Origin of the sequence: Erysipelothrix anatis, assembly GCF_009828745.1 — a bacterium.
In the GTDB taxonomy this organism is placed as follows: Bacteria; Bacillota_I; Bacilli_A; order Erysipelotrichales; family Erysipelotrichaceae; genus Erysipelothrix; species Erysipelothrix anatis.
Window position 1 is genome coordinate 171,383 of sequence record NZ_WTSX01000001.1, and the last position, 23,171, is coordinate 194,553.

Here is a 23,171-nt window from a genome sequence, read left to right on the forward strand (position 1 = left end):
TGTACTCCTAATTCTAATTATGTTTAATATCTTAATATTCCTACTTTAATATTATACACTAATTTTCTTTTTGATTCTCACATACTCTTTTTCTATGGTTTTTAGCGATTTTTATATCAAATTATCCACATAAAAACCCCTATCCATTGGCATGTGGATAGGGGTTTTTCGATAATACATTATGAGGATTATGACATTTTAAACATTCTTATTCTGTTTACAGAAATGTATGAATTTTATCGATTATTTTGCGTCTTTATGACGTATTTTACCAAAAATTACAAGCACAAATCCAGCGAGTAAAATACTATATCCGAGATGATATTCTTGAACACCAGTTGCTGGTAGGGTTGTTGGCAATTCATTATTATCTCCGTCTGGTTTTGTTTCAGGTTCAGGTTTTGGCTCTGGTTTTGTTTCCGGATTAGTATCGGCTTTCACAACATTTAAGCTTACAGTAAATGGAACACTTGCACCGGTTTTATCTGAAGTTAATGTGACTGAAATCTGAACTGTCCCGAGTTTGCTTGCATCGAAGATTTCATCAAAGTTTGTAACAACCTGATAGGTATCATTTGCCTGAATTTGAAGCAAGTCTAAGAATTGTTGCTTTGTTAATGTTGTATCTTTTTTAATCTCTAGTGTAAGATTTTGTACAGTCGCATCAAATACGAATGTTTCCGCTACTTTTCCTTCGGTTTGAACGTATGCTTTGTCTAGAACACTCACAACATATTTATCATGCGGAGCATTCGAGACGTCAAATACATAGTCTTGTTTTCCTGCAAAATTTACTTTTCCAAGAATGGTACCCGACGCCATGATTTCTTCAATACTTTGACCTTCTTGGCCACCATAGATGACATACATCCGTGCATTTGTATTGTTCGTTTCGTTCCATAAAAGGGTATTATCTTTGAGTTCAACCGTTTCCAAAGGGACGACGTTGCCATGTGATAACTGAGGATGACTTGGCGACAATGACGCTTTCGCAAATGAATCATTACGAAGGATTTCTAAACTTTCATTCTTAACTGCGTGTGCATCACGTTTAGCCGGATCAACGGTATCTAAATCTGATGGCATAATGTCTGAATAGCCATACAACGCACTCCCTGCAACATTTGGCAGTGTTTGATTGAACTTCATTTGATTGTTAATTTCTTCAGGATTCTTCCAATCGCCGTCCCACGAGTTATTTACATGTTTGTAGTTAGCATGTCCAATATATAGTTTTGTTTGTGTACCTTCAACAGCATTGTCCCACCAACGGGCAAGTTCACCATATGGGGCTGCTCCAGCACCAAATGCCCAGTAAATTTGCGGTGCTACATAATCAAGTTTGCCATCTTTAATCCATTGATAAGTATCAGCAAAGATCGTTTGGGAGTATGACTTGGATGAACCTTGAGGGGTATTTGATCCACGATCATCAATTGACTTGTGCTCCCAAATTCCAAATGGACTGATTCCAAATTGAACTGACGATTCCGTTTTGTTATTGTGTGTTCCAATAACGTCATTGACTTTGTCGATGAGTTTTGTGACATTATCACGACGCCACGCCTCAATTCCTGCTTCTGAGTTTTCGTAGTCATTTCCATATTTTTCGAATGTTGCGCGATCTTCGCCTTTACTTCCGAAAATTTCACTACCGGGAATATCGACCCCATTTTCATCTTTGAGGACTGCCCCTTTATATGGATAGAAGTAATCATCAAAATGAATGGCATCGACATCATAGTTTGTTACAACTTCTTGAATGGTATCGCCAACATGATTAATAACTTCAGGTTCTCCTGGGTTTAAGAATAGTTTTCCTTGAAACTCTAGAACGTATTCTGGGTTTTTAACTGCGAAGTTTGTATCGGCTAGTACACCAGCTTTGTTGAGTGCAGCGACACGTTCACTTGTTGTCATGACCGCAACATCTTCTTTACTATAACCAACGGCAGCTAGTTTTGTAAGCACACCTGCTGACATGATATCTGAATTTGTTACACGGTATGGATTAAACCACGCATGGTATTCCATGCCACGTTCATGTGTAGCATCAACCATGTACGCGAGTGGATCAAAATCCACATCTTGGCCTTGTTTACCACTCAGGAATTCTGATGTTGGATTAATGGTTGATGGATAGAATGCATCTAATAAAGGTCTAACTTGGAAAATCATTGCGTTCATATTCCATGCTTCAAAATCATCAAGACGTGATTCATACATGTCTTTGAATGCCGTTTCGTCACTTATTTGTGGGAAGTGTAGATTAAAAATCGTACCAATCCACGATGATTTAAATTGTGTTTGTTCTTGATTGTAAGCAACTGGAACTTCAATTTGTTCCGTACTGCCATTGTAATACATGACAGGGTCATTGTTGTCATAACCCATAGTTCCATCTGCAAGTTTCTTATACTTGTACAGAGGTTCAGAGGTTGATGCTCCTACTTGATATGTTGATAAACCTAAAAAAAGTGCTAGAAATAAAACCAAAGTTTTTTTCATATTTTCCTCCTATAGCGCTTACATTCATTATACACATTAGAAATATTATTTCACTATATTCCGGAAATTATTGGAAATTATTTTTAACAAAGTGCATTTCAGTCACTCTTTAGGGATTCTTTTGCAGAAAAAAAAATAGTGCCGAAGCACTATCATTTTACCACACTGGAATTGAGGCACCTTTACTGTCTTCAATTACAAGTTGTTTTACAGCATCTGTTTGATATAATTCAACAATACGTTTAAACGTTGGATTATCTTTATCTTCGCTACGAGCCGCAATTAAGTTCACATAAGGGTTTTCTTGCGAGATACTTACATCTTCTAAAACGATCGCTTTCTCTGCCGGGTTAAGCCCTGCATCAACTGCAATTCCGGAGTTTACTGCCGCAAATGCAACATCCGGTAGCGATGCTGGAATTTGCGCAGCTGCCAATTCAATAATCTCCAAGTTTAATGGATTTTCTATAATATCTTTTAGTGTTGGGAACTTCGCATCATTCAGTTTGATAAAACCATTTGCTTGTAAGAGTTGTAAAGCACGACCACCATTTGTGACATCATTCGGAATCGCGACTTTATCATTTTCTTTAACGTCTTTCAAATCAGTAATTTTGTTTGAGTAAAGACCAAGTGGTGCAATTGATGTCTTCGCAATTGAGACTAGGTCATATTTATTCGTCTCAACTTCATTTTCTAAATAGACTTGATGCTGAAATGCATTCAAATCTATCTCACCATTATTTAACGCAGCATTGGGTTGTGTATAGTCACTGAAAGCTACAATTTCAATTTTGATACCTTCTTTAGCAGCTTCCTCAGCAACATGTTTCCAGACTACCGAATCACTCCCAATCATTCCCACTTTAACGACATTTTCATCACCTGTTGCTGGCGTTGATTTTGATCCGCATCCTACTAAAACCAATAATCCTACGATGAGGATTGTTACAATTTTTTTCATATTTTTTCTCCTTAGTGTGTTGTTTTCTTAATAATAATAGTTCCTAATCCTTGCACAACACTGATCATAATTAAAATTACAAGGACCGAAACATTGGTAATATCATGCATATAACGTGCATGACCATAGCGTGTCACAAAATCTCCAAGACCGCCGCCTCCGACAATACCAGCCATTGCGGTAAGGCCAATGAGGCTTACAATCGTAATGGTTGTTGCACGAACAAGTGCTGGAATACTTTCTTTTAGATAAACCCGGAAGATAATCCCTAAAGGTGACACTCCCATCGCGGTTGCTGCTTCAATCAATCCTGCATCAATATCCGATAAAGCCATATCAACTTGACGCATTAGGAAGGGAACGCATCCTATCACGAGTGGCACAATCGCACCATCAATACCGATACTAGTTCCAGCAATAATTCGTGTTAATGGTGCTATAAAGGTGATCAAAATAACAAATGGAATCGAGCGCAACAAGTTGGTTGATTTATCTAAAATTTGATAGACAAGTTTATTTTCAAGTATGCCATCCTCACGGGTAACAACTAAAATCACACCCAATGTAATTCCGATTACAAATGCTATGACACCGCTCCGAATCACCATTTCAACTGTTTGCCAAACCGCTTTTATAAACTCATCTTGATAGTTCATCAAATTGGGTAAATAGGTTTCAAGTACGTTAGTCATTTTCATATACCTCTACTTTCACGCCTGTCGCTTGTAAGAACTCTAGGGCTTCAACTTGACGTTCGCCAGTCAGGATAACAACGAGAATTCCAAGCACCTCTTCATGAACAATCTCAACATTTGCAAACACAATACTTGCTTTAACATTGAAACGTAAACTCACTTCTGAGATGATCGCTTCTTGCGTAATATTCCCCCGGAAATCAAGACGGACTAATTGTTGTTCCGCATCAAGTGCTAAAATTTCCGGCTTCTCATCGATCAATGCTTGTAGTGAGGTAAGATTTGTCGTCGTATCCACAAAATCTTTAGTAATTGTCGCTTTTGGGTTGGCGAATATTTCCGTTACTGCGTCCAATTCTTTAATATGACCGTCTTCCATCACCGCCACACGATCGCATACTGTTTTCACAACGGCCATCTCATGCGTAATAATTACAATCGTGATTCCCAAACGTTCGTTAACTTCCTTCAGCAATTTCAAGATTGTCTGGGTGGTCTGCGGATCTAGAGCACTTGTTGCTTCATCGCATAAAAGAATATCTGGATCATTCGCCAATGCACGCGCAATCGCTACACGTTGCTTTTGCCCACCAGATAGTTGTGATGGAAACGCATCGCGTTTGTCTGCTATTCCAACGAGTTCAAGGAGTGACTCAACTTTATCTTTAATTTCATACTTCGTCTTACCTTTGTAACGTAATGGGAATGCTATATTTTCATAAACAGTTCGGGAGTTTAATAAGTTAAAGCCTTGAAATATCATGCCTATTTTACGTCGTTCATTTCGAAGCTCGCGTGGGTTCAACGACTTCACATCAATACCGTTTACGATAATTTTTCCCGATTCTGGACGTTCTAGTAAATTAATGCAGCGGACAAGCGTGCTCTTTCCTGCACCGCTAAATCCAATAACTCCAAAAATTTCTCCCGGTGTGACTTTGAAACTGACGTCTTGCAGCGCATGAACATTCAGTTGCTTTGTTTGAAATGTTTTTGATACATTTTGAAATTCAATCATTATTATTCTCCTTGCAATACCACATTTTCTCGATGTTCTTTTTTAATTGCTTCTAGCAGTTCAGGATTTGTGAGTAGCTCTAAAGCCGTATGGGCAAGAACTTTAGCCCCAAGTGCAATGGAGTCAAGTCCAAGTTCACTTTTAGATGCTTCTCTAAACTCGATACTGTGACCAGCCATTGGTGTATTATTGATATTAATATAGGGTTGAATTGTTGGAACAACCTGGCTTACATTTCCGACGTCTGATGACCCTTGACCTCCGGTCACTTTGCGGGGTGTGAACACTTCGCCATATGTTCCAAGTTTTGCTTCATAAATTGCATCAAATGATGGGGTAAGGATGATGTTATCAACACTATTTTGGAACAGTCCAAACTTATGAGTGCATCCCGTAGCGAGTGCTGCTCCTTTAACAATGTTCTCAAATTTTTGATAGACATCATTCAATGTTGTCCGACTTTTGGCACGAAGGTAAAAACGTGCCGACGCATATTCTGGCACAACATTCGGAGCATCACCGCCATGAGTTACAATCCCATGAATTCGAACATCATCCGTTAAGTGTTCGCGCAGCGCATTCACACTATTGAAAACTTGAATGATGGCATCGAGGGCGTTGATTCCGTGTTGCGGATTGCCGGATGCATGGCTTGCACGTCCGAAGAATTCAACATCAACTGGATCATTAGCAAGTCCCGATGTTGTTCCACCATGTAAATGACCAGGGTGAACGCATAAAGCAGCATCAACATCGTCAAAGAATCCTTCACGAACAAAGCTTCCTTTTGCGGAGCCGTTTTCGCCACCTTCTTCTCCAGGTGTTCCATAAACTCGAATTTCACCACCAACTTCATCTACGATTTGTTTTAAAGCCGCTCCAGCCAAGGATGATGTTGCACCAAAGAGGTTATGCCCACACGCATGGCCGATACCGACGAGAGCATCATATTCAGCTAGAAACGCAATCACAGGTCCTGGTTTGTTTGAAACATAACGTGCATCAAATCCTGTACGGTGTCCTGCAACATCAATTTTGACCTCAAAGCCTTCTGCTTTAAGCTGGCTTGCAAGAGTTTCACTGGCAAAGAATTCATAATTACTTACTTCCGGTTTCGCATGAATATCTAACGCGATTTTTTTGTATACTTCATGTTGTTGGTTTACGTATTCATCAATTTTGTGTGTCATATTCTTTCTCCCTTTTGCTTCCTAAGCATATAAAAAGCGCCCATCCCTAAGGATGAGCGCTGCTCATGTTACCACCTTAATTCGTTTATGTCTCACGATCATAAACCTCTTCAAGAACTATCATTCTCTAGCGCTTTAACGGGCGCTCCCGATGTGCCTAAACCACTATTCGTGTTTCAGCATCATTGCTCCAAGGCCATTTTCGCTTCGTTTCCGTCCGTCTACTCTCACCATACGTAGATTCTCTGTAAGAACTTTCATGAAGTTACTTTCCTTTTCATCGCTTTTCACTATTATTACCAATAATGTTTCAAATGTCAACACCTTTTCAAGATAATTGTTAAAACGTCATCGTTGCGGTCTGTTTCAACATACAAAAAAAGCATGCACATTATGTATGCATGCTTTTAATTTTATTGTTTACGACGTCGGTTTACTTCGTAGACACCAACGCCTACCAAGGTTAAGAATCCTCCTGAAATTAGGAGTGTATTCCCAATTCCTGTAGCTGGTAGTTTGCCTTCATTCGTTTCCGGTTTTGGTGTAACGACTTCCGGTTCAATAGGTTTAACTGGATCAATTGGATCAACTGGATCAACTGGATCGACTGGATCAACTGGATCGACTGGATCAACTGGATCAACTGGATCGACTGGATCAACTGGATCAACTGGATCGACTGGATCAACTGGATCAGTTTCTTTCAACTTCAAACCTGCAAATGCATCCTTCACAGCCGCAATTGCATTCAGAATTGTTTCTTTATCAGTACCTACTCCATTGTTAGAAAGAATATCACCCATCAGAGTTCGTGCGCTGACAAGAACACTTGCAGATTCATCTGTATATTTCGATAAATCGACATCTGTCTCATACTGCAAACTTCGAAGTGCGCTTATTTCATTTTGATTTGGAAGCACTTCAATATCCACACCATTTATACCATTTACTTTAAATGAGTAAATTCTCGCAACATTCCCTGTGCTTTCAGCTTTGTGCAGCACAAGACGAATATGATTTGCTTGAGTTGCTGGAATTGCGTCTTTAGTTATTGCGTCTGTATTCCATGTTCTCGTGACAGCAGTTTCCCATGTTTCGCCATCCATGCTTGTTAGAATTTCATAGTCGCGTGTATTCCATTCTTTATTTTCGCCACCTGCTTCTGCATGATGCAGTTCAAAGTCAGTGAGTGTTACCGTTTGTGGGAATGATGCTTCCAACCATGGTTTCTCTGTCTTATTATCACACCATTTCGTTGCATTTGAATCATCGAAAGCCTGTGCAGCACCTTCACTTGGAGCACATGAATTTGATACTTTAAAATTTTGTGCAAGATTTGAAAGTGACTGTGGTTTTGTTGCTAGAGAATCATCATAAACATAGATTAGATTCTCTTTGCGTACATCGGTTGTTCCTGCTTCATTACTTAGCGACATAGTGATGCTATAGACACCTGCTTTGTCAAATGAAGCCGTTGCCTCAACACCTTCGAGACGGTCAGTAACCGCACCTTCTGCAAGCCATGTTACAGTTTTTGTCGATTGTGACGGTACTGCAGTAAGTGTTACATCTTCACCCACTTTAACGAAACTTGACGAAATTCTAAAATCACCAGAAGGTAAGCCAACAGCTTCAAACTTAAAGTCAACAGATGCAGCTTTCGTAAAGTGTTTGCCATTTGTTGCATCGACTGGAACTACTTCATAGTGAAGTTCTCCACTCTCTGGTCTGCGTTGATTTTCAACATAGTATGCTGTATTTGCGGTACTTCCTTCATAATAACGGATACCATCTTCTACACGATAAATATCGTATTGACGTGTATTTACTTGGTCATGGTTCCATGTTAATCGTAAGTTTGCACTTACATTATCTGTAACATTTTTACCAACAATTTTTACGTCACTTACTGCTGAAATTGCTTGTGTTGTATTATCATCAATACCTAAATAACCGATATTAATTAATCCCGATGCAATCGTTTCATCCGCAATAATATCAATTGCAATTTTATTAACTGTTTTGCCATTTAGACTTGAAAGATCAAATAATGTCTCAATCCATTCACCATTTGTTTTTTGTGTTCCTTTGATTACGTCTTGTGTTCCATCCGTAAAATCTAACACTAAATCGATACTTGCATTTCCATGATGACGGACGATACCTTTATTGTTTGCAGTTAGTGCGAGGTCACTTGCATACAGATCCATACGTGTTGTAGAGCCTTCAGTCATTGCACCTTTTAGTCCAATTGAAGAACCACCATTAAACGCACGGCTATAGTCGATAAATGCAGAAAGGTCGTTATTATCTTGATCAAGAATCCAACGGTAGGTTGGCATAATATCTTGAACTGAACGGTTATTAAACGTTCCTGTCTTCGCAATAACACCATCTTGATAGTAGTTATCCCCATTTCCAACATTGAAACTTGTGTGGAATGGTAAACTTGTTACTGGTGATTTCTCAACAAAGTACCGGGACATTCCTTGCCATGTATTTTTACCCTGAGTTGTATCTCGTGGGTCCGCTGCTTTGTTAATCCAGAAGTCACTTTCATTTTGCCAATATTTTTCCACATTGTATTGACCACCATCGCGTAATGTCCAGTCCGGTGCATAGAGTCCTATAGACGTCATGACTTTATTGTCACTTCCAACTGCATTAGAGAGTTTATCACGGCTATTGACACCATTTGCTTGAACATCGAATCCTGCTAATACATCATAAGGACTGCGATTAAGCGAGATTGCCTTATCGCGGCTACCCGCTACCATCTGTGGTCCAAACCAGAAGTTTAAGAACATATAGTCTGATGTTCGTTGGTCATCATTTTGGAAATAGCGCTTGTTGCGATCATTCAGCTCATTTTGCCAACTAACCTGACCACTTTCAAGCATTGAATCATACCATACGAGTTCCATATGGTCTTTTTTGTTATTGTTGTAGTAGGCTAAAAAATCTAAGAATCCTTGACCATGTTCAGAGCTTCCTGTACTGGTTTCTTGGTTAATAAACCATCCATCAAAACCATAGAGTTCTGCCATTTCGATAAGTTTGTCTGCCATTGGAAAACTACCATCGTCACGTTTAACTAAGAACTCACTAACCCATTGGTTTTGACCACCATATGCTTTAGGAGGAAAGAAAACAGTTCCCATTACTGGTACTCCATTACGGTGAGCAACATCCACTAAATCAGCACTTGGTGGAACAATAATTCCTTCGCCAGCAGAGCCTGCCCAGCCCACAAGTGCATCAACATATTGCCAGTTTGTAAAGTTATAAATTGCTTTCTCTGTCGAACCTTGAGATGGTGTACCACTTGTGTTTTTGTTTGCGATTGGTAGTGATACTACCTTTGCATCTGGATTTTGATCCGGATTGATAGGCGTACCTTTGACGCGTTTTTGTAACGGAACTTTCGATACATTATGAATTGCATCAGGATCCGTATTAAAATCCCATTCTAAGAAATCATTTGGAAAGAAAAATGAAGAATATGGGCGGTCCTCAATTACCGGAATCCCATCATTTGATTGTACAGATCCATCTTCCCCTGATGTTTCTGCCATTACTGGTAAAACTAAACTCGTAAGCAAAAGTCCCATTGTCATGAGACATTGTAACAGTCGTTTCATGTGTTACCTCCTATACCTTGCTATTGTACGCTTTCGTTAACCGCTTACAAAAGGTACAAATTATAGGTCTATCGTGACGATTTATACCTTACTTAGATTATTGTTTTTTGAACCACTCAGAGTATTGATGCCTAATACTAAAAAAACCTTCTCTCGAAGGTTTTTAATTATTTATCATTATTTCTTTTTTTGTTATAGAGTACGAATCCACCAATAACAACTCCAATACCAGCAATAATTAATCCCCACTGAACGAGTGTATTAGACTGTCCTGTTTTTGGTAAAATTACATTTTCAGGTTTCTCTGGTTCCTGTGGTGTTGGTTTTTCGGGAGTAGGTTTTTCTGGTGTTGGTTTTTCTGGTGTTGGTTTTTCTGGTGTTGGTTTTTCTGGTGTTGGTTTTTCTGGAATTCGTGAGTTGGTGACTTCAATGAGTACTTCGGGCTGTGTCATCATTGATTCTGTAACAGTTATGCATTTTTTTGTTTCATCCAAAGTGTATCCTGTTGGTGCTTTCGTCTCGATAAAGCAGTACGTTCCTGCCTCTGAGACACCTACTCGGATTTCACCCAATGCATCTGTTGTGAGACCTTCCGCAATAACGGTTCCATCTTCACTTACTAACTTAAATTCCGCGTCTTTCAGCACTTTACTTGAATCTTTAGCATCATTTTTGCGTAATCGTAGTTGTAGTGGTTCCGGTTTGGGTTCAGGTTTATCCGGTGTCTTTGTATTGGTTACTTCAATAAGTACTTCGGGTTGTGTCATCATTGTTTCTGTCACAGTTATGCATTTTTTTGTTTTATCCAAAGTGTATCCTGTTGGTGCTTTCGTCTCGATAAAGCAATACGTTCCTGCTTCTGAGACATCTACACGGATTTCACCCAATGCATCTGTTGTGAGACCTTCCTCAATAACGGTTCCATCTTCACTTACTAACTTAAATTCCGCGTCTTTCAGTACTTTACTTGAGTCTTTAGCATCTGTTTTGCGTAAACGTAGTTGTAGTGGTTCTGGCTTTGGATCGGGTTTATCCGGTGTTTTCACATTAGTAACTTCTACTAATATCTCCGCACTAGACATCATAGATTCTGTAATTGTGATACATTTTTCTTTTGAATCCAAAGTATAACCTTCTGGTGCCTGAGTCTCTATAAAACAATACGTTCCTGCTTTAGGAACCGACACTTTGATTTCGCCAAGAACGTCTGTCGTTAAATTATCGTAAATGACGGTTCCAGCCGCATTCACGAGTTTAAATATAGCACCTTTGAGAACTTTACTTGATTCTGCAGCGTCTGTTTTTCGTAAACGGATCAAGAGTGGCTCTGGGTCTTGAAAATCCCAACGGTGTGTTTCTCCAGTACTCGTAAAGGAATCAACTATAATTGATCCGTCGATATTCTTTTCATTAACAACATGCGCCTTTGGAGCAAGAATTGAACCAATCCACGTTCCTCTAAATGTAATTGTTCCTGGCATCGGCGCGCCATTAGTTGTGAAATTCCATAATAAAGTACTGTCCGAAAAATCGACAGATTCCTTATTACCACGACGTGACCCATCAGCATATTCCAGTAAGACTGTTGACTGAATCGTTGCAGATTGTGCCCCTTTATAGTCAACGGTTATAAATACCTGCTTGAATGAACCACCCGTATTTTTTTCAAGACCTTTCACAACGATTGGTGTTTCAAGGTCCAATACACTACCATCAAGATTAACGAGAATTTGATTTTTATCAATAGCCGTTACATCTATAACTCGATTATTACGGTCAGGAAATGAATCATTTGTAATTGTAAGATCTGCAACTTCACGAGATAGTGCTGCACTCGTAGTTGCGAGAGCATTTAGTTCTGATTCAATATCAATGTAGAAATGATCTGCCGGATCCTGAAAAATTGTATCCGCACTGAGATTATCTAATGTACTACCATTAATTCGTGGTTGATTTGCATTGCTTAAATCAACACTCATACCACTTCCAACGACAAATTTCGTTTTGTCACGTGTTGGAAATGAACCACTTTGCAAGTGAGTATAGCTTCTAAGATATGACACGTCGATGTTTCCTGTCGTGTTATACTGCTTTGTACCAATATCTCCTTGTCCTGTAAAATGAATTGCAGCAATGTTTCCATTTGTATGTGAATTTGCGACGACGTCTCGTGCAAATAGATGAAAGTATCCCGCAGCTCCTAAAACATGATTATTTGCCTCCGGATAGTCTTCATAGAAGTTTCCTGCGGTTTGAACCTCTGGTGTATCTGCATAAGTGCTTGGTCCAACTCCAAAAGAAACAAACGACATAGCAATAGTTAATATCACAGTTAATAATTTATTGTATTTCATTTTATGCCTCTTTTCTTCGATATAGTGAGTATGAATACAAGAACCCCCCCTCCTTTCGCCTTGTATTCGTATACTAATAGTGTAGCACTTCTACTTTTTTGAAGTGGCAATCCCGAAATAATTAATCGATATTTCCCTTAAAATTAAGAAATACAATTTTATTTATAATGACTTTGTGAATATATGAACATTTACATTAAAAAAGGTATGAGCACACTCATACCTTGATTTATTATTTTAAGAATGGTTTGACCGCTTCAGGAACACTACTTTCAGAAACGACTTCCTGGCCGATTACAATTGTCTTGCTCACATCAACTGCTAGATATTGTCCTGGTTGCAGTAATTTTGAAGCATCGGTTGTCTGATATGAGAAACTGACTTCACGCGTATTCCCTTTTTCGTTATATCCAGTGAATGTATAATCTCGACCCCGATCCACAACTTTTCCGTTGCTATCTTTAATATCGATTACGGTTGTTTCTTGTGATTGGGGTACAAGTACGTAAAATGTATCGGATTTCTTATAACGACCATCATAATAGTCTTTAAGGAAGAATCCCCCGACTCCTACCACGGCAAGTACCACTACGGCTAAAAACACGCCTGATTTATTCTTTTTCATGTGTATCCTCCTTGGCTGTATGCCTCGTGTAACACACTCATTGTATCATACGAACAATACAGATAATCTAACACTAGGGTTACACTTTCGTAAGATAAATAAAAAAAGCAGTGAATGTGTACACTGCCTTAATCAATCGCTCATTACATCTAGAAGACTCTACAAAATAGCACACATTATCAATTTGTTCCTCCATCATTCGTACCGTACATGTGCTCAGCAAGGCCGTAATTGTTTGATGTTTGTATTGATGATAAGGAGTAGTGACACTACGACCTTTCATGCATTTTACAAATACAAATTGACGCAATCGTGTAGAGTCTAGAATCTGTTCAAAACGATTCCCACCGATTTGTTAGATTGTAACATACTTTCACAGAGTATGGAACTGTTTTCAACCTAAAATGTAAATAATTTCAAATGCTACCACACAGCAAGATGACCATCGGATCGTGACTCTGTTGCTCCAATTAAAACACCCGATTCATCACGAAGAATTATTTGACCGCGACCAAGCATAATAGTCTCGTTTAGAATTTCAATTTCGTGACCTCTTCGCATCAAGCCCTCTGCAATATGGAACGGTAACGTATTCTCGACTTGAACTTTTTTACCATGAGTCCACTGCCAACGGGGTGCATCCAATGCTTCTTGTGGGTTAAGATGAAAGTCGATCATACTACTTACGACTTGCATATGTGCTTGCGGTTGTAATGGTCCTCCCATAACTCCGAAGGGTCCTACTGGCTTGCCATCTTTGGTAATGAAACCTGGGATAATCGTATGCAAAGGACGCTTTCCCGGTTCTAAGCAGTTCGGATGGTCTTCGTCAAGTGTAAATTGTGACCCCCGATTATGCAATGCAATCCCGTATCCTGGGACGACACTTCCCGATCCGAACCCTGTATAACAACTTTGAATGAATGAAACCATGTTCCCATCTTTATCAGCAGTCGCAAAATAAACCGTCCCTGCATTATCAAGTTCCCCTGGTGCTGGTTCCATTGCACTATCCGTTACAGTTGCTGCTCGCTTAGCACCATACTCTTTGGATAGTAACTGCTCCCAGTCCTTGCGCATGAATGATGGCTCACCAATGTGCTTCATGCCGTCAGTAAATGCCAGTTTTAATGATTCAATTTGTTTATGGTACGTATCTACTTCATCTTTACCCGTTAGCGGAAGATTCTCGAGTACATTTAATGCCATAAGTACCATAATACCAATTCCATTAGGCGGTAATTCCCACACGTCATATCCTTTATAATTGACGGACATTGGGCTTACCCACTCAACCTGATGTTTCTTTAAATCTTCTTTACGAATAAATCCACCATTTTCTCTTGAGAATGCATCTATCGCGTCTGCGATCTCTCCTTTGTAGAAAGAATCACCTTCAGTGCGTGCTATCTCGCGAATGGTCTTGGCATGACCAGGGGCATGAAAAATCTCTCCCACACGCATTGCTCGACCATGAGGACAAAATGTATCAAACCATGTTTTAAGGACCGGATATTTATCAACGTTTTTGGAATAAATTTTATAGTATCTTTCCCACAACCGTGCGACATTCGGGGCAACAGGAAACCCTTCTTCCGCAAGACGCGCTGCTGGCTCTAAAACCGTCTCAAGCGGAAGTTTACCGAATTTTTGAGATAAAGCCACCCATCCACTGGGAATCCCTGGTACCGTCACTGGATCCAAGCCAAATAATGTAATTGCTTCATCCCCTTTCGCAGTGATGGCATCTTTCGTCATCAGTCCAGGAGCTGCACCACTTGCATTCAGTCCATACATCTGACCTTCATGCCATACAATAGCAAAACAATCACCGCCCAAACCATTACCACTAGGCTCAACTACAGTTAGTGCCGCAGCAGTCGCAATCGCTGCATCTATCGCATTCCCTCCGAGCTTAAGAATTTCTAAACCAATTTGTGACGCTAACGGACTTGCCGTTCCAACCATTCCCTTGCGCCCATAAATTAGATTACGACGCGATGGATAACGATGCATATATGGATCAAAGTTAATCATAATGTTTCCTCCTATAAGAATGCGACAAAGATTCCCGCAACAACAATTGAAAGTGTCGTTACAGTTGTCATTCCCGCTACCACATAACTTGGCATGATGTGGTCAAAGACAATTTGCTGTTCTATTTCATCATCAGTAATTGCTTTTGAAATTTCTTGTGAGACCAGGTATGTTGCTGGAAATCCAAGATACTGTGCTAAAGCAACACCAAAAGCTAGATGTTTAGATTTTAGTAGTTTCCATCCCGGTAAAATAGCAAATACGACATATAGAACCGCAATGGTTACACCTAACGTCACAACGATATTCATGCCCAACGCCATAAGATCTGTAAATGTTACTTTTCCCAAAGATGGAATAATGGTGACATAAACGAGCATTGAGAAGACACCTGATGCTTTTCCTTTTTCAAGAATACGTGTTGGTACAACATCGTAATAACCTAGAATCGCTCCAAATAACAATGACCAAATTGAATAGTTAATACTTGGTATAAGTTTCCCTAGCGAAACTGCAATCCAAGCAAAGCAAACTGCAATCATCAAACATACAAAATCTGTAAAATATTTAGTGTGCTTGGTTGCAAGTCCTTTTCGCTTCTTATCAGCACCTTGCGTTTGTTTAGATTCATAGGTTCCATCACGATATGCCGCTAGAACTGTTTTCGCTTCTTGCATACCGACATACGATGCTGGATATGATCCTGCAAATTTTTTGACTGCATAGAGGATGGCTGCGAAAGCGGCAGGAACTACGAGTCCCAATTCTGCAGCTTTGCTACTCATAATTTGTGTTGAGATAATTCCCCCATTTAGAACAGGAATGGCGACAATCGCATTTTCTTTTCCAATGATGGGTATTAAGATGAAGCACGTCACAATTACAACGATCATTGACGCGACGGCTGTAACCACTGTTTTCCATTCGTCACGCAGTTGTTTTAAGTTAATCATTGTTCCCATATGGAAAATTAAGATTGCTGCTGACATTGATGCAAACTGTGTCAAAAACGCTTGCTCAACGATGTCGGTTGGAAATACTCCCGTCATAAATCCAACCAAGAAAACAACCATAACAACGAAGACTGAGGATACCTTAGCCTTCGTAAAAACGCCCATAAAATCGGCGAACCCAAACACTAGCATTATTATAAAAAAATAGAATAAGCTATTGTTTTCTGTAAAGCTACTTATAATCTGTTGCATACACTTTCTCCTTTGTAATGTGTATGATTGTAACATAGTTTCACACATTATGTAACTATTTACAGGAACTAATTGAAAATGTTTCTGCCCGACTGTTTTATATGAAGACTATTTAAAATTACGCATAAAAAAACATCACTTTTTAAGTGATGTTTTAAGCTAATCGTTACTTTCAAAACCTTCTGTGCTATCTGATTTGAAGAGAACAATGACTGTTCTTAAAATGAGGCGAATGTCAGACCAAACGCTGTAGTTTTCAATATATACGAGATCCATAAGTAATTTATCATAAGGACTTGTATTATACTTACCTTCAATTTGTGCTATACCTGTAAGTCCAGCTTTAACACGAAGACGGTAACGGAATTCAGGTAATTCTGATTCATACTTATCTACGTTTTCCGTCATTTCAGGACGAGGACCAACGAGACTCATGTCACCATTAAGAATGTTGATTAGTTGTGGCAGTTCGTCCATACGGATTTTACGTAGAACACGTCCAACCTTAGTGATTCGATCATCATTTTCTGTGGAAGAGAAATTCTCCACATTTTCTTTCATTGTTCTAAATTTATAAACTTTAAAGATCTTGCCATCAATGGTATATCGATCTTGCGTAAACAGTACTTTTCCACCATCACCCAGCTTAATTGCAATCGCTGATACAATCCAAATTGGTGATGAAATGACAATACCCGCGAGCGCTGCAACAATATCAAGAACTCGTTTGAAGAAACGTTGCTCCATAGTAAGCCCTGATACATTAACGTCTACCATTGGTTTATCATCAAAGGTAATATGTTCTCCACTTAATTGAATAACATCTGTAATTGATGGCGCAAAGGTAAAATTAATTGCATGCTCGTAGCAAACATCCACTAATGGTTTACGCACTGACTCTTGTAAATCCGAAAAAATAACATAGTCCACTTTATCCACATATTTGCTTAAATCGCATTGTGAAGCATCAATTGTGTCAATCACTCGATATTGAAGTTTGAAGCGTGAAATATAGCGTTGAATTTTTCGTACACTTACCTCAGGGTGATTCCCATCATAAATGATTAGTGCATTCACTGGATCATTAATTTTGAAGTAAATCCAGTTTCCTAAATAAGCAAAGATGATTATCGCAATAATTTGAATCAATAGTACAATCAATAAGAGATCGAGTTGTTCCAACCGGAATGAATGATTGTTGTTGGGATTCGTGTTCATAATCATAAGTTGTAAGTATGAGACAAAGTCAGTAAACATTACAGCAACAGTTGTTGAGAAAATAATGGGTTTACTTTTCTTTTTTCCAATCTCAAAGTTACCATATACTGTGAGCATCAAGGTTCCAACTACAGCAAACGTCATCATTGTTGTCCCTAATGTTCGTGAGATATAATTCAGTCCGACATTTTGAAGTGCGAACACTTCAAAAAATGTATATCCTAACAAGACATACAATACTGCTTTTAATCCTACAATTATCAATTTATTAATATTTGATTTCATAAATAATCCTTCCGGGTTTGTTACATTACGTTTTATATTCTACGTTGTAGATGGGTTCTACAATCATTCTATATTTTACCATACTTTATATCAATATAGAAATTATGTGTGGATTAACATTAAATAGTTTTCAATTACAGATATGTAGAAATAGCGTCTAGTATCTCCTGACGATTCTATCAGCGGATTAACAAATAGAACTTGATTCATTTTCTTCCTACTAAGAAAAGATTATCTGATTTGTCAATTATCTAGACCAACCTTGTGTACTTAAAGTTCTTTATAGCATATAAGTTCAATATATAAAAAAAATCGGTATTTGTTAAAAACTATCAACAAATACCGTCGGATGTATCATTTGTTTTTTATTGCATTTTCGAGTGTAGAGTAATCAAATTCAATATTTGAAGTATCTGCAACTCCCATCAGACTATCAATTAAGAGCTTGACTTGATGAACATTAAAATCATCAACAAATTTTATGTTAGTGGATCTAGATAACCAATCATTGAAAGTTCCAGAAATTTTGTGATTTGTATTTGGTAGCACTACACAAGGTGTTCCAACCAAATATGCAAATATCATGCCGTGTAATCTATCTGTAACTATAACCTTACTTTCACTTGCCATTTTCATATGCTCTTTCATATACATATCATTGTTTTCATATTTGTAAATCTCAGCACTTACTGTGCTATCTTTATCAATTGTCGTAAGTCCTTCACTACGAACAAGTTCCTTCAAGGACGCAATCTTATCATTCGAAATTTTCTTTTCATCATCCTCTCGAATCGTAAACATAACATCATATTTTTTTACATTTACGTCAAGGTTGAAATATTTATCTATTTTATTTTTATAGAAGAAAACTATATCAGGATTATTTAGTACATTGTTTTTTTCAAACAAAGTTTTCATCTCCAAGTAGCTTTTCGATTCTCTACCTGACATAGTAAGATCTTTATGTTCACCCAGAATAGAAATTGATTTATTCAATAATGTACTTCCATAATCAGTATCTGTAAAGATTAATGATTGAGGAAATTGAACAATTTTGTGATTACTAAAGTATTTAACTAAAAAATTTCTACCAAAGTAAGCTTTAGGATAAAGGTCACCAAAACTACCTCCACCAACTAGACAGATAACATCAGTTTCTTTTAGTTGTTTTTTTATCGATTTCAAATAGGTATAAGTTTCAGATACTCTAATCTGAATAACATTGACTTTGTCGTCGTATATTTCCTTTATGAAATCTACCTCTGCAGATTGAATCATCTGATCACCTATATTTCCATAGTCGGGAGCTAGAAATAAAATAATATTAGGTACCTTTGAGGATAAGGTCAGTTTTTTTCTAGATGTTGCCGTTTTAGTAACCTCGTAGAGTGGTATAAGTTTGTGTTTTAAATTCATATTATCTCCTTTAAAAATTATTTATTTTGCTTTTATCCTATATCCAATTATTCCTAGCTTGGGACTTATTAGAGAAACCATCGCGATTAGCCTTTGTTTTTTTGTTGCGCTACTATCTTTATAAACTACTTTTGCGGTCCATTCAATTACGTTTTCCACTTCTTTTCTCACATCATCGAATTCATTTTTTGGTAATTGAATCGCAATATAGAACGCTTCCATCATCAATCGATTTACCGCAGCATCAGATAATGCTGGAAAATTAATATTGATAAAATCAAGCTGCTTTTTTGCAAAATCCAAAGCTTCAAATCTTTTCATATTGAATTTAGATCTAATAATACTTCCTTCACGTTGCTGATAAAACAAATATACATTTGGGGACACTGCAACATGTTTTGATTTAGAGAATAACCTGTAAGTGACATCTAGGTCCTCGCAAATTGCTCCATACGGATATTGTATATCTGTGAAAAGACTCGACTCATAGAGTTTCCCCCACGCACTTGTTGTCACTCCCTTTTGATATAGTAATTTTTCCAATGCATCTTCAGTTTCATACACCTGATAGTCTAAACCGGGGTTATTGTCAAAAACTGATATGCCCTGCTCCCCATAATGATTTACATAGTTACCAACAACTATTTGTGCATTTGATTTCTTATATATGTCGTACAAGTCTTCTAAAGTAGTGGGAGCAATAAAATCATCACTATCCAAAAGAAATAGTAAACTACCTTTAATCCTGCTAATTCCATAGTTCCTCGCATCAGAAAGACCACCATTTTCTTTATCAAAAACCTTAATCCTATCATCAATTTGTTCGTATTTTTTTGCAATGTCTCGACTATTGTCAAGTGAACCATCATTAATAACCAATATTTCGAGATTTTCATATGTTTGTTTAACTACTGATTCTAAACAACGATCTAAATACCCTTCAACATTATAAACTGGAATAACTATACTTATTAAAACTTTTTCCGACATTTTCATTACCTCCGTCACCAATGATATCAGAAATCACAATTATAGACTGAATGAGCAAACCACTTCTCATCACTTCACCCTTTCCATTAGCCACTAACAATATCAAAATAAAAGCAATTGCCAAAATTCGATTATTAATACCTAGTCTATTTATAATCACATAGAAACTTCCTATGTAAAGAACTGAGACATAGATTAACCCACCCATATACAAATCATTAACGAATCCAATATCTGATTGAGGTAGGCCATGAGATGTAGCCAATGCAATACCGTAGACTCTGTGACCAGCACCGAAGATTAAATCTAACCCCTTTGGAAAGTGTATCATTTCATTAATAAGTACACCTATCGATCCACCTGTTGTTTCAGCATTTCCAGTAAAAACAGATATTACTTCTTTAAAACCAAAATATATCCACCTTAATGTATATGGACTTAAAAAATATAACACTATTGTGATACACAATAAAAACAAGACACTGTAAATCAAAAAGAGCAAGAAAATTTTATACTTTTTATTCTTAATAACGTAGTACAACCCTACAACGCTTGACCCGAGTAGAGCGATTATTAATCCGAATCTACCGTTCGTTAAGATTGATGTTAGCAGAAATATAACAAGTGCACCAAAAGTCGCCAACGTAAATCTGCTTTTGAAAATATACAGAAATGTAGCCAGAGTAACTAACATACCATGGTAAATTGGTGTAAAAAAGGTGTAGTCCCCACTTACTCCATATATTCTTGATCTAGAAATATATTGGTTTTCTGGGCCTCCTAAATAGTATAAATCCAACGCGAATCTATGAGCACTAGGACTAATTAACGTTATTAGAACAAACACAAACTGAAGGGTTGCGGTAATAAAGAAAATATCGAGAGTCTCTACACCGGATTTTCCACTAATTTCACCGTATAATTTAACTACTAAAAGTAAATTAGATACTTTAATGAGTATGAATACATTTTGAACAATTCTTAGCGGATTATCTGACAATAACGCAATAACTGTAAAATACATGCTCGCAAATATAACAACCAGAAAATAAATAAGTATTGATCTAGATACTTTAATTTTTTTTACGAATAGTGTGTATAAAATTAAACAGACGAAAATTATTGCCTCGAATAACTCCGTAGGTATGTTAAAAAAAAGTTCGCTAAACCTAGGCGTATATATCACGAAGAATGCTAAAAAAACAACAAATAGTTTTTTTAGAGTTGATTTATTTAACATGAAATTTCTCATAATTTACTCCCAATTACATTTAAATATAAAGATTGCATTTCTTCGCCAATATTTTTCCCACTTAGTTTTTGATAATTCTTCTTTGACGCAGCAAGCATTTCGTTATAAGTGCTCTCATCCTCTAGAATTCTAACTACACTCTTGACAAAATCTTCTTTCGTACTTATTAAATAACTTTTATCATCTATAAACTCTATAAATCCGACATTCTCGGTGGTTACTATTGGGACTGCTAGAACCGCAAATTCTGCAGCAGCTAGACCGAATCCTTCATAATCAGATGTTACACAAGCGACTTTAGTTTGACTCATTAAATAATACGGATTTTCTAAATAACCTAGTAAAGAAACATTAGAAGTTAAATCTAGTTTACTAATGCGTTTTCTCATTTCTTCCTCTAAAGAACCCGAACCGATCATTGCTGCCTTTACATCTGGATCAATTTTTTTGAGCTCATTCACAACATCAATAAACAGAAAGGGATCTTTCTCTCTTTCGAATCGACCAACAAACATGCAATCATAGACCTTTTCAGTATTTTCGTCCCGCTGAAAATATTCAAATAATTCTGGACGAAGTGGATTTGAAATGACTTTTACTTTTGGTGTTTTCTTTAGAAATTTAGAACCCCTTATTACTGCATTGGAAACAACAAGAGTTAGATCGATTTTTTTTAAAAATATACTATGTAGTATTGATTTAAAATTGACGGTTTGTAACCATTTCGGGTTTTGATGAAGATGGCTAACAATTCTAAACTTGTGAAATACCGATACTAATGTAGCCATGATACTAGCACTAAAATCATGGGCATGTACGATATCAGGTTTAAAATCACTTATGATAGAATTGACTTCACTAAGCGTAAATTTATTAATTTGCAAATACTTAATGTTTCTATTTACTAGAACAGATTTAATTGCACCATTTGGTGAGCAGTACACAACATCATTTCCGCGTTTCACCGATTCATCAATTAGTGTTAGTGCGACTTGCTCTGCGCCAGCATACTCGTTTGACTTTAATAAATGTAGAATTTTCAAACTAAAACCTCTTTAACTACTGGCATATTAACGAGCTCCTTCTCCTGTAACTAGTACCCCTAGCGTTTTAACAACTATTTTTATGTCTGTCCAAAACGATAAAGTATCTATATACTCTAAGTCATACACTAATTTTTCGTTCGGTTTATTATCATATCCCCCAGTTACTTGGGCTAGTCCCGTAATACCAGGACGAACTTCAAGCCTTTCTTTGAATCCCGGGAACGTTTTCTCAAATTCTTCAATTAATTCAGGGCGTTCTGGTCTTGGACCAATAATACTCATATCTCCTTTGATTACATTTAGAAACTGCGGTAATTCATCAATGCGTACTTTTCTTATAAATTTACCCACTCGCGTTATCCTCGGATCATTAACTTCTGCCCACACCATACCCGTGGCCATTTCAGCATCTGTATACATGGATCTCAGCTTGTATATCTTGAATTCTTTCCCATTTTTCCCACTTCTGGTTTGCGTATAAAATGGTGATCCACTTGAATCTAACCTCACAATAATAGCAAATATAATAATTATTGCTAAAATTATCGGGCTGAATAGAATAGTGACTACAAAATCTAATACTGGTTTAATAAACGAGTACAAGTTTTTTTCCTTAACTCTATTTTTATTCAGTTTTGAAATTTCCTCATTTGTGCTCGTTAGTTCTTGTTTATTACCCATCAACATAAATCTCCTCTTCTGTTCCCCCTATTTTCCCCTATCCATT

Annotated in this window: 16 protein-coding genes and 1 other annotated feature; all 16 genes read right to left on the minus strand. The window is 37.5% G+C overall.

What is annotated here, in order from left to right; translation table 11 throughout:
- Nucleotides 1-243: 243 nt before the first annotated feature.
- The 16 genes from GVV19_RS00820 to GVV19_RS00895 all read right to left on the minus strand — a co-directional run bounded on the left by GVV19_RS00820 (nt 244) and on the right by GVV19_RS00895 (nt 23,125).
- A complete protein-coding gene (locus GVV19_RS00820; RefSeq protein ID WP_159644827.1) occupies nt 244-2,508 on the minus strand; it encodes a glycoside hydrolase family 10 protein in 2,265 nt (754 codons plus the stop codon).
- Nucleotides 2,509-2,665: 157 nt separating this feature from the next.
- Entirely contained in the window at nt 2,666-3,472 is an 807-nt protein-coding gene (locus GVV19_RS00825; RefSeq protein WP_159644829.1) for a MetQ/NlpA family ABC transporter substrate-binding protein, read from the minus strand.
- 11 nt (nt 3,473-3,483) lie between these two features.
- Nucleotides 3,484-4,164 carry a methionine ABC transporter permease gene (locus tag GVV19_RS00830; RefSeq protein ID WP_159644832.1) on the minus strand — a complete coding sequence of 227 codons (681 nt, stop codon included), beginning with the start codon at nt 4,162-4,164 and terminating at the stop codon, nt 3,484-3,486.
- On the minus strand, nt 4,157-5,185 hold the full coding sequence (locus GVV19_RS00835; protein ID WP_159639301.1) for a methionine ABC transporter ATP-binding protein: 1,029 nt from the start codon (nt 5,183-5,185) through the stop codon (nt 4,157-4,159). Before GVV19_RS00835 ends, GVV19_RS00830 begins: the two co-directional genes overlap by 8 nt.
- A gap of 2 nt (nt 5,186-5,187) precedes the next feature.
- Nucleotides 5,188-6,375 (minus strand): M20 family metallopeptidase, encoded by a 1,188-nt coding sequence (locus tag GVV19_RS00840; RefSeq protein WP_159639302.1) that lies wholly within the window; start codon nt 6,373-6,375, stop codon nt 5,188-5,190.
- 45 nt (nt 6,376-6,420) lie between these two features.
- Nucleotides 6,421-6,665, minus strand: a binding site (T-box leader).
- A 123-nt stretch (nt 6,666-6,788) separates the two neighbouring features.
- Complete coding sequence (locus GVV19_RS00845) at nt 6,789-10,016, minus strand: endo-beta-N-acetylglucosaminidase (protein WP_159644834.1); 3,228 nt, start codon at nt 10,014-10,016, stop codon at nt 6,789-6,791.
- Nucleotides 10,017-10,183: 167 nt separating this feature from the next.
- The gene (locus tag GVV19_RS00850) at nt 10,184-12,370 is read right to left on the minus strand and encodes a SpaA isopeptide-forming pilin-related protein (protein ID WP_159644836.1); all 2,187 of its coding nucleotides are present in this window, start codon (nt 12,368-12,370) and stop codon (nt 10,184-10,186) included.
- A 232-nt stretch (nt 12,371-12,602) separates the two neighbouring features.
- Entirely contained in the window at nt 12,603-12,995 is a 393-nt protein-coding gene (locus GVV19_RS00855; RefSeq protein WP_159644838.1) for a YxeA family protein, read from the minus strand.
- A 423-nt stretch (nt 12,996-13,418) separates the two neighbouring features.
- On the minus strand, nt 13,419-15,032 hold the full coding sequence (locus tag GVV19_RS00860; RefSeq protein WP_159644840.1) for a gamma-glutamyltransferase family protein: 1,614 nt from the start codon (nt 15,030-15,032) through the stop codon (nt 13,419-13,421).
- Nucleotides 15,033-15,043: 11 nt separating this feature from the next.
- Complete coding sequence (locus tag GVV19_RS00865; RefSeq protein WP_159639307.1) at nt 15,044-16,237, minus strand: hypothetical protein; 1,194 nt, start codon at nt 16,235-16,237, stop codon at nt 15,044-15,046.
- A 159-nt stretch (nt 16,238-16,396) separates the two neighbouring features.
- The gene (locus GVV19_RS00870) at nt 16,397-17,740 is read right to left on the minus strand and encodes an exopolysaccharide biosynthesis polyprenyl glycosylphosphotransferase (protein WP_159639308.1); all 1,344 of its coding nucleotides are present in this window, start codon (nt 17,738-17,740) and stop codon (nt 16,397-16,399) included.
- A gap of 354 nt (nt 17,741-18,094) precedes the next feature.
- Nucleotides 18,095-19,156 carry a polysaccharide pyruvyl transferase family protein gene (locus GVV19_RS00875; protein ID WP_159644842.1) on the minus strand — a complete coding sequence of 354 codons (1,062 nt, stop codon included), beginning with the start codon at nt 19,154-19,156 and terminating at the stop codon, nt 18,095-18,097.
- 21 nt (nt 19,157-19,177) lie between these two features.
- Complete coding sequence (locus GVV19_RS00880) at nt 19,178-20,146, minus strand: glycosyltransferase family 2 protein (protein WP_159644844.1); 969 nt, start codon at nt 20,144-20,146, stop codon at nt 19,178-19,180.
- Nucleotides 20,103-21,386 (minus strand): hypothetical protein, encoded by a 1,284-nt coding sequence (locus tag GVV19_RS00885; RefSeq protein WP_159644846.1) that lies wholly within the window; start codon nt 21,384-21,386, stop codon nt 20,103-20,105. Before GVV19_RS00885 ends, GVV19_RS00880 begins: the two co-directional genes overlap by 44 nt.
- An 8-nt stretch (nt 21,387-21,394) precedes the next feature.
- Nucleotides 21,395-22,441, minus strand: coding sequence for a glycosyltransferase (locus GVV19_RS00890; RefSeq protein ID WP_159644848.1), 1,047 nt, complete (start codon nt 22,439-22,441; stop codon nt 21,395-21,397).
- Nucleotides 22,442-22,468: 27 nt separating this feature from the next.
- Nucleotides 22,469-23,125 (minus strand): sugar transferase, encoded by a 657-nt coding sequence (locus GVV19_RS00895; RefSeq protein ID WP_159644850.1) that lies wholly within the window; start codon nt 23,123-23,125, stop codon nt 22,469-22,471.
- Nucleotides 23,126-23,171 lie beyond the last annotated feature (46 nt).

What these genes read in the sequence shown, in the direction of transcription:
- GVV19_RS00840 (WP_159639302.1), bottom strand. Translation starts at nt 6,375, where the DNA reads ATGACACACAAAATTGATGAATACGTAAACCAACAACATGAAGTATAC.
- GVV19_RS00855 (WP_159644838.1), bottom strand. Translation starts at nt 12,995, where the DNA reads ATGAAAAAGAATAAATCAGGCGTGTTTTTAGCCGTAGTGGTACTTGCC.
- GVV19_RS00845 (WP_159644834.1), bottom strand. Translation starts at nt 10,016, where the DNA reads ATGAAACGACTGTTACAATGTCTCATGACAATGGGACTTTTGCTTACG.
- GVV19_RS00865 (WP_159639307.1), bottom strand. Translation starts at nt 16,237, where the DNA reads ATGCAACAGATTATAAGTAGCTTTACAGAAAACAATAGCTTATTCTAT.
- GVV19_RS00860 (WP_159644840.1), bottom strand. Translation starts at nt 15,032, where the DNA reads ATGATTAACTTTGATCCATATATGCATCGTTATCCATCGCGTCGTAAT.
- GVV19_RS00875 (WP_159644842.1), bottom strand. Translation starts at nt 19,156, where the DNA reads ATGAATTTAAAACACAAACTTATACCACTCTACGAGGTTACTAAAACG.
- GVV19_RS00825 (WP_159644829.1), bottom strand. Translation starts at nt 3,472, where the DNA reads ATGAAAAAAATTGTAACAATCCTCATCGTAGGATTATTGGTTTTAGTA.
- GVV19_RS00895 (WP_159644850.1), bottom strand. Translation starts at nt 23,125, where the DNA reads ATGGGTAATAAACAAGAACTAACGAGCACAAATGAGGAAATTTCAAAA.
- GVV19_RS00820 (WP_159644827.1), bottom strand. Translation starts at nt 2,508, where the DNA reads ATGAAAAAAACTTTGGTTTTATTTCTAGCACTTTTTTTAGGTTTATCA.
- GVV19_RS00850 (WP_159644836.1), bottom strand. Translation starts at nt 12,370, where the DNA reads ATGAAATACAATAAATTATTAACTGTGATATTAACTATTGCTATGTCG.
- GVV19_RS00885 (WP_159644846.1), bottom strand. Translation starts at nt 21,386, where the DNA reads ATGTTAAATAAATCAACTCTAAAAAAACTATTTGTTGTTTTTTTAGCA.
- GVV19_RS00870 (WP_159639308.1), bottom strand. Translation starts at nt 17,740, where the DNA reads ATGAAATCAAATATTAATAAATTGATAATTGTAGGATTAAAAGCAGTA.
- GVV19_RS00835 (WP_159639301.1), bottom strand. Translation starts at nt 5,185, where the DNA reads ATGATTGAATTTCAAAATGTATCAAAAACATTTCAAACAAAGCAACTG.
- GVV19_RS00830 (WP_159644832.1), bottom strand. Translation starts at nt 4,164, where the DNA reads ATGACTAACGTACTTGAAACCTATTTACCCAATTTGATGAACTATCAA.
- GVV19_RS00880 (WP_159644844.1), bottom strand. Translation starts at nt 20,146, where the DNA reads ATGTCGGAAAAAGTTTTAATAAGTATAGTTATTCCAGTTTATAATGTT.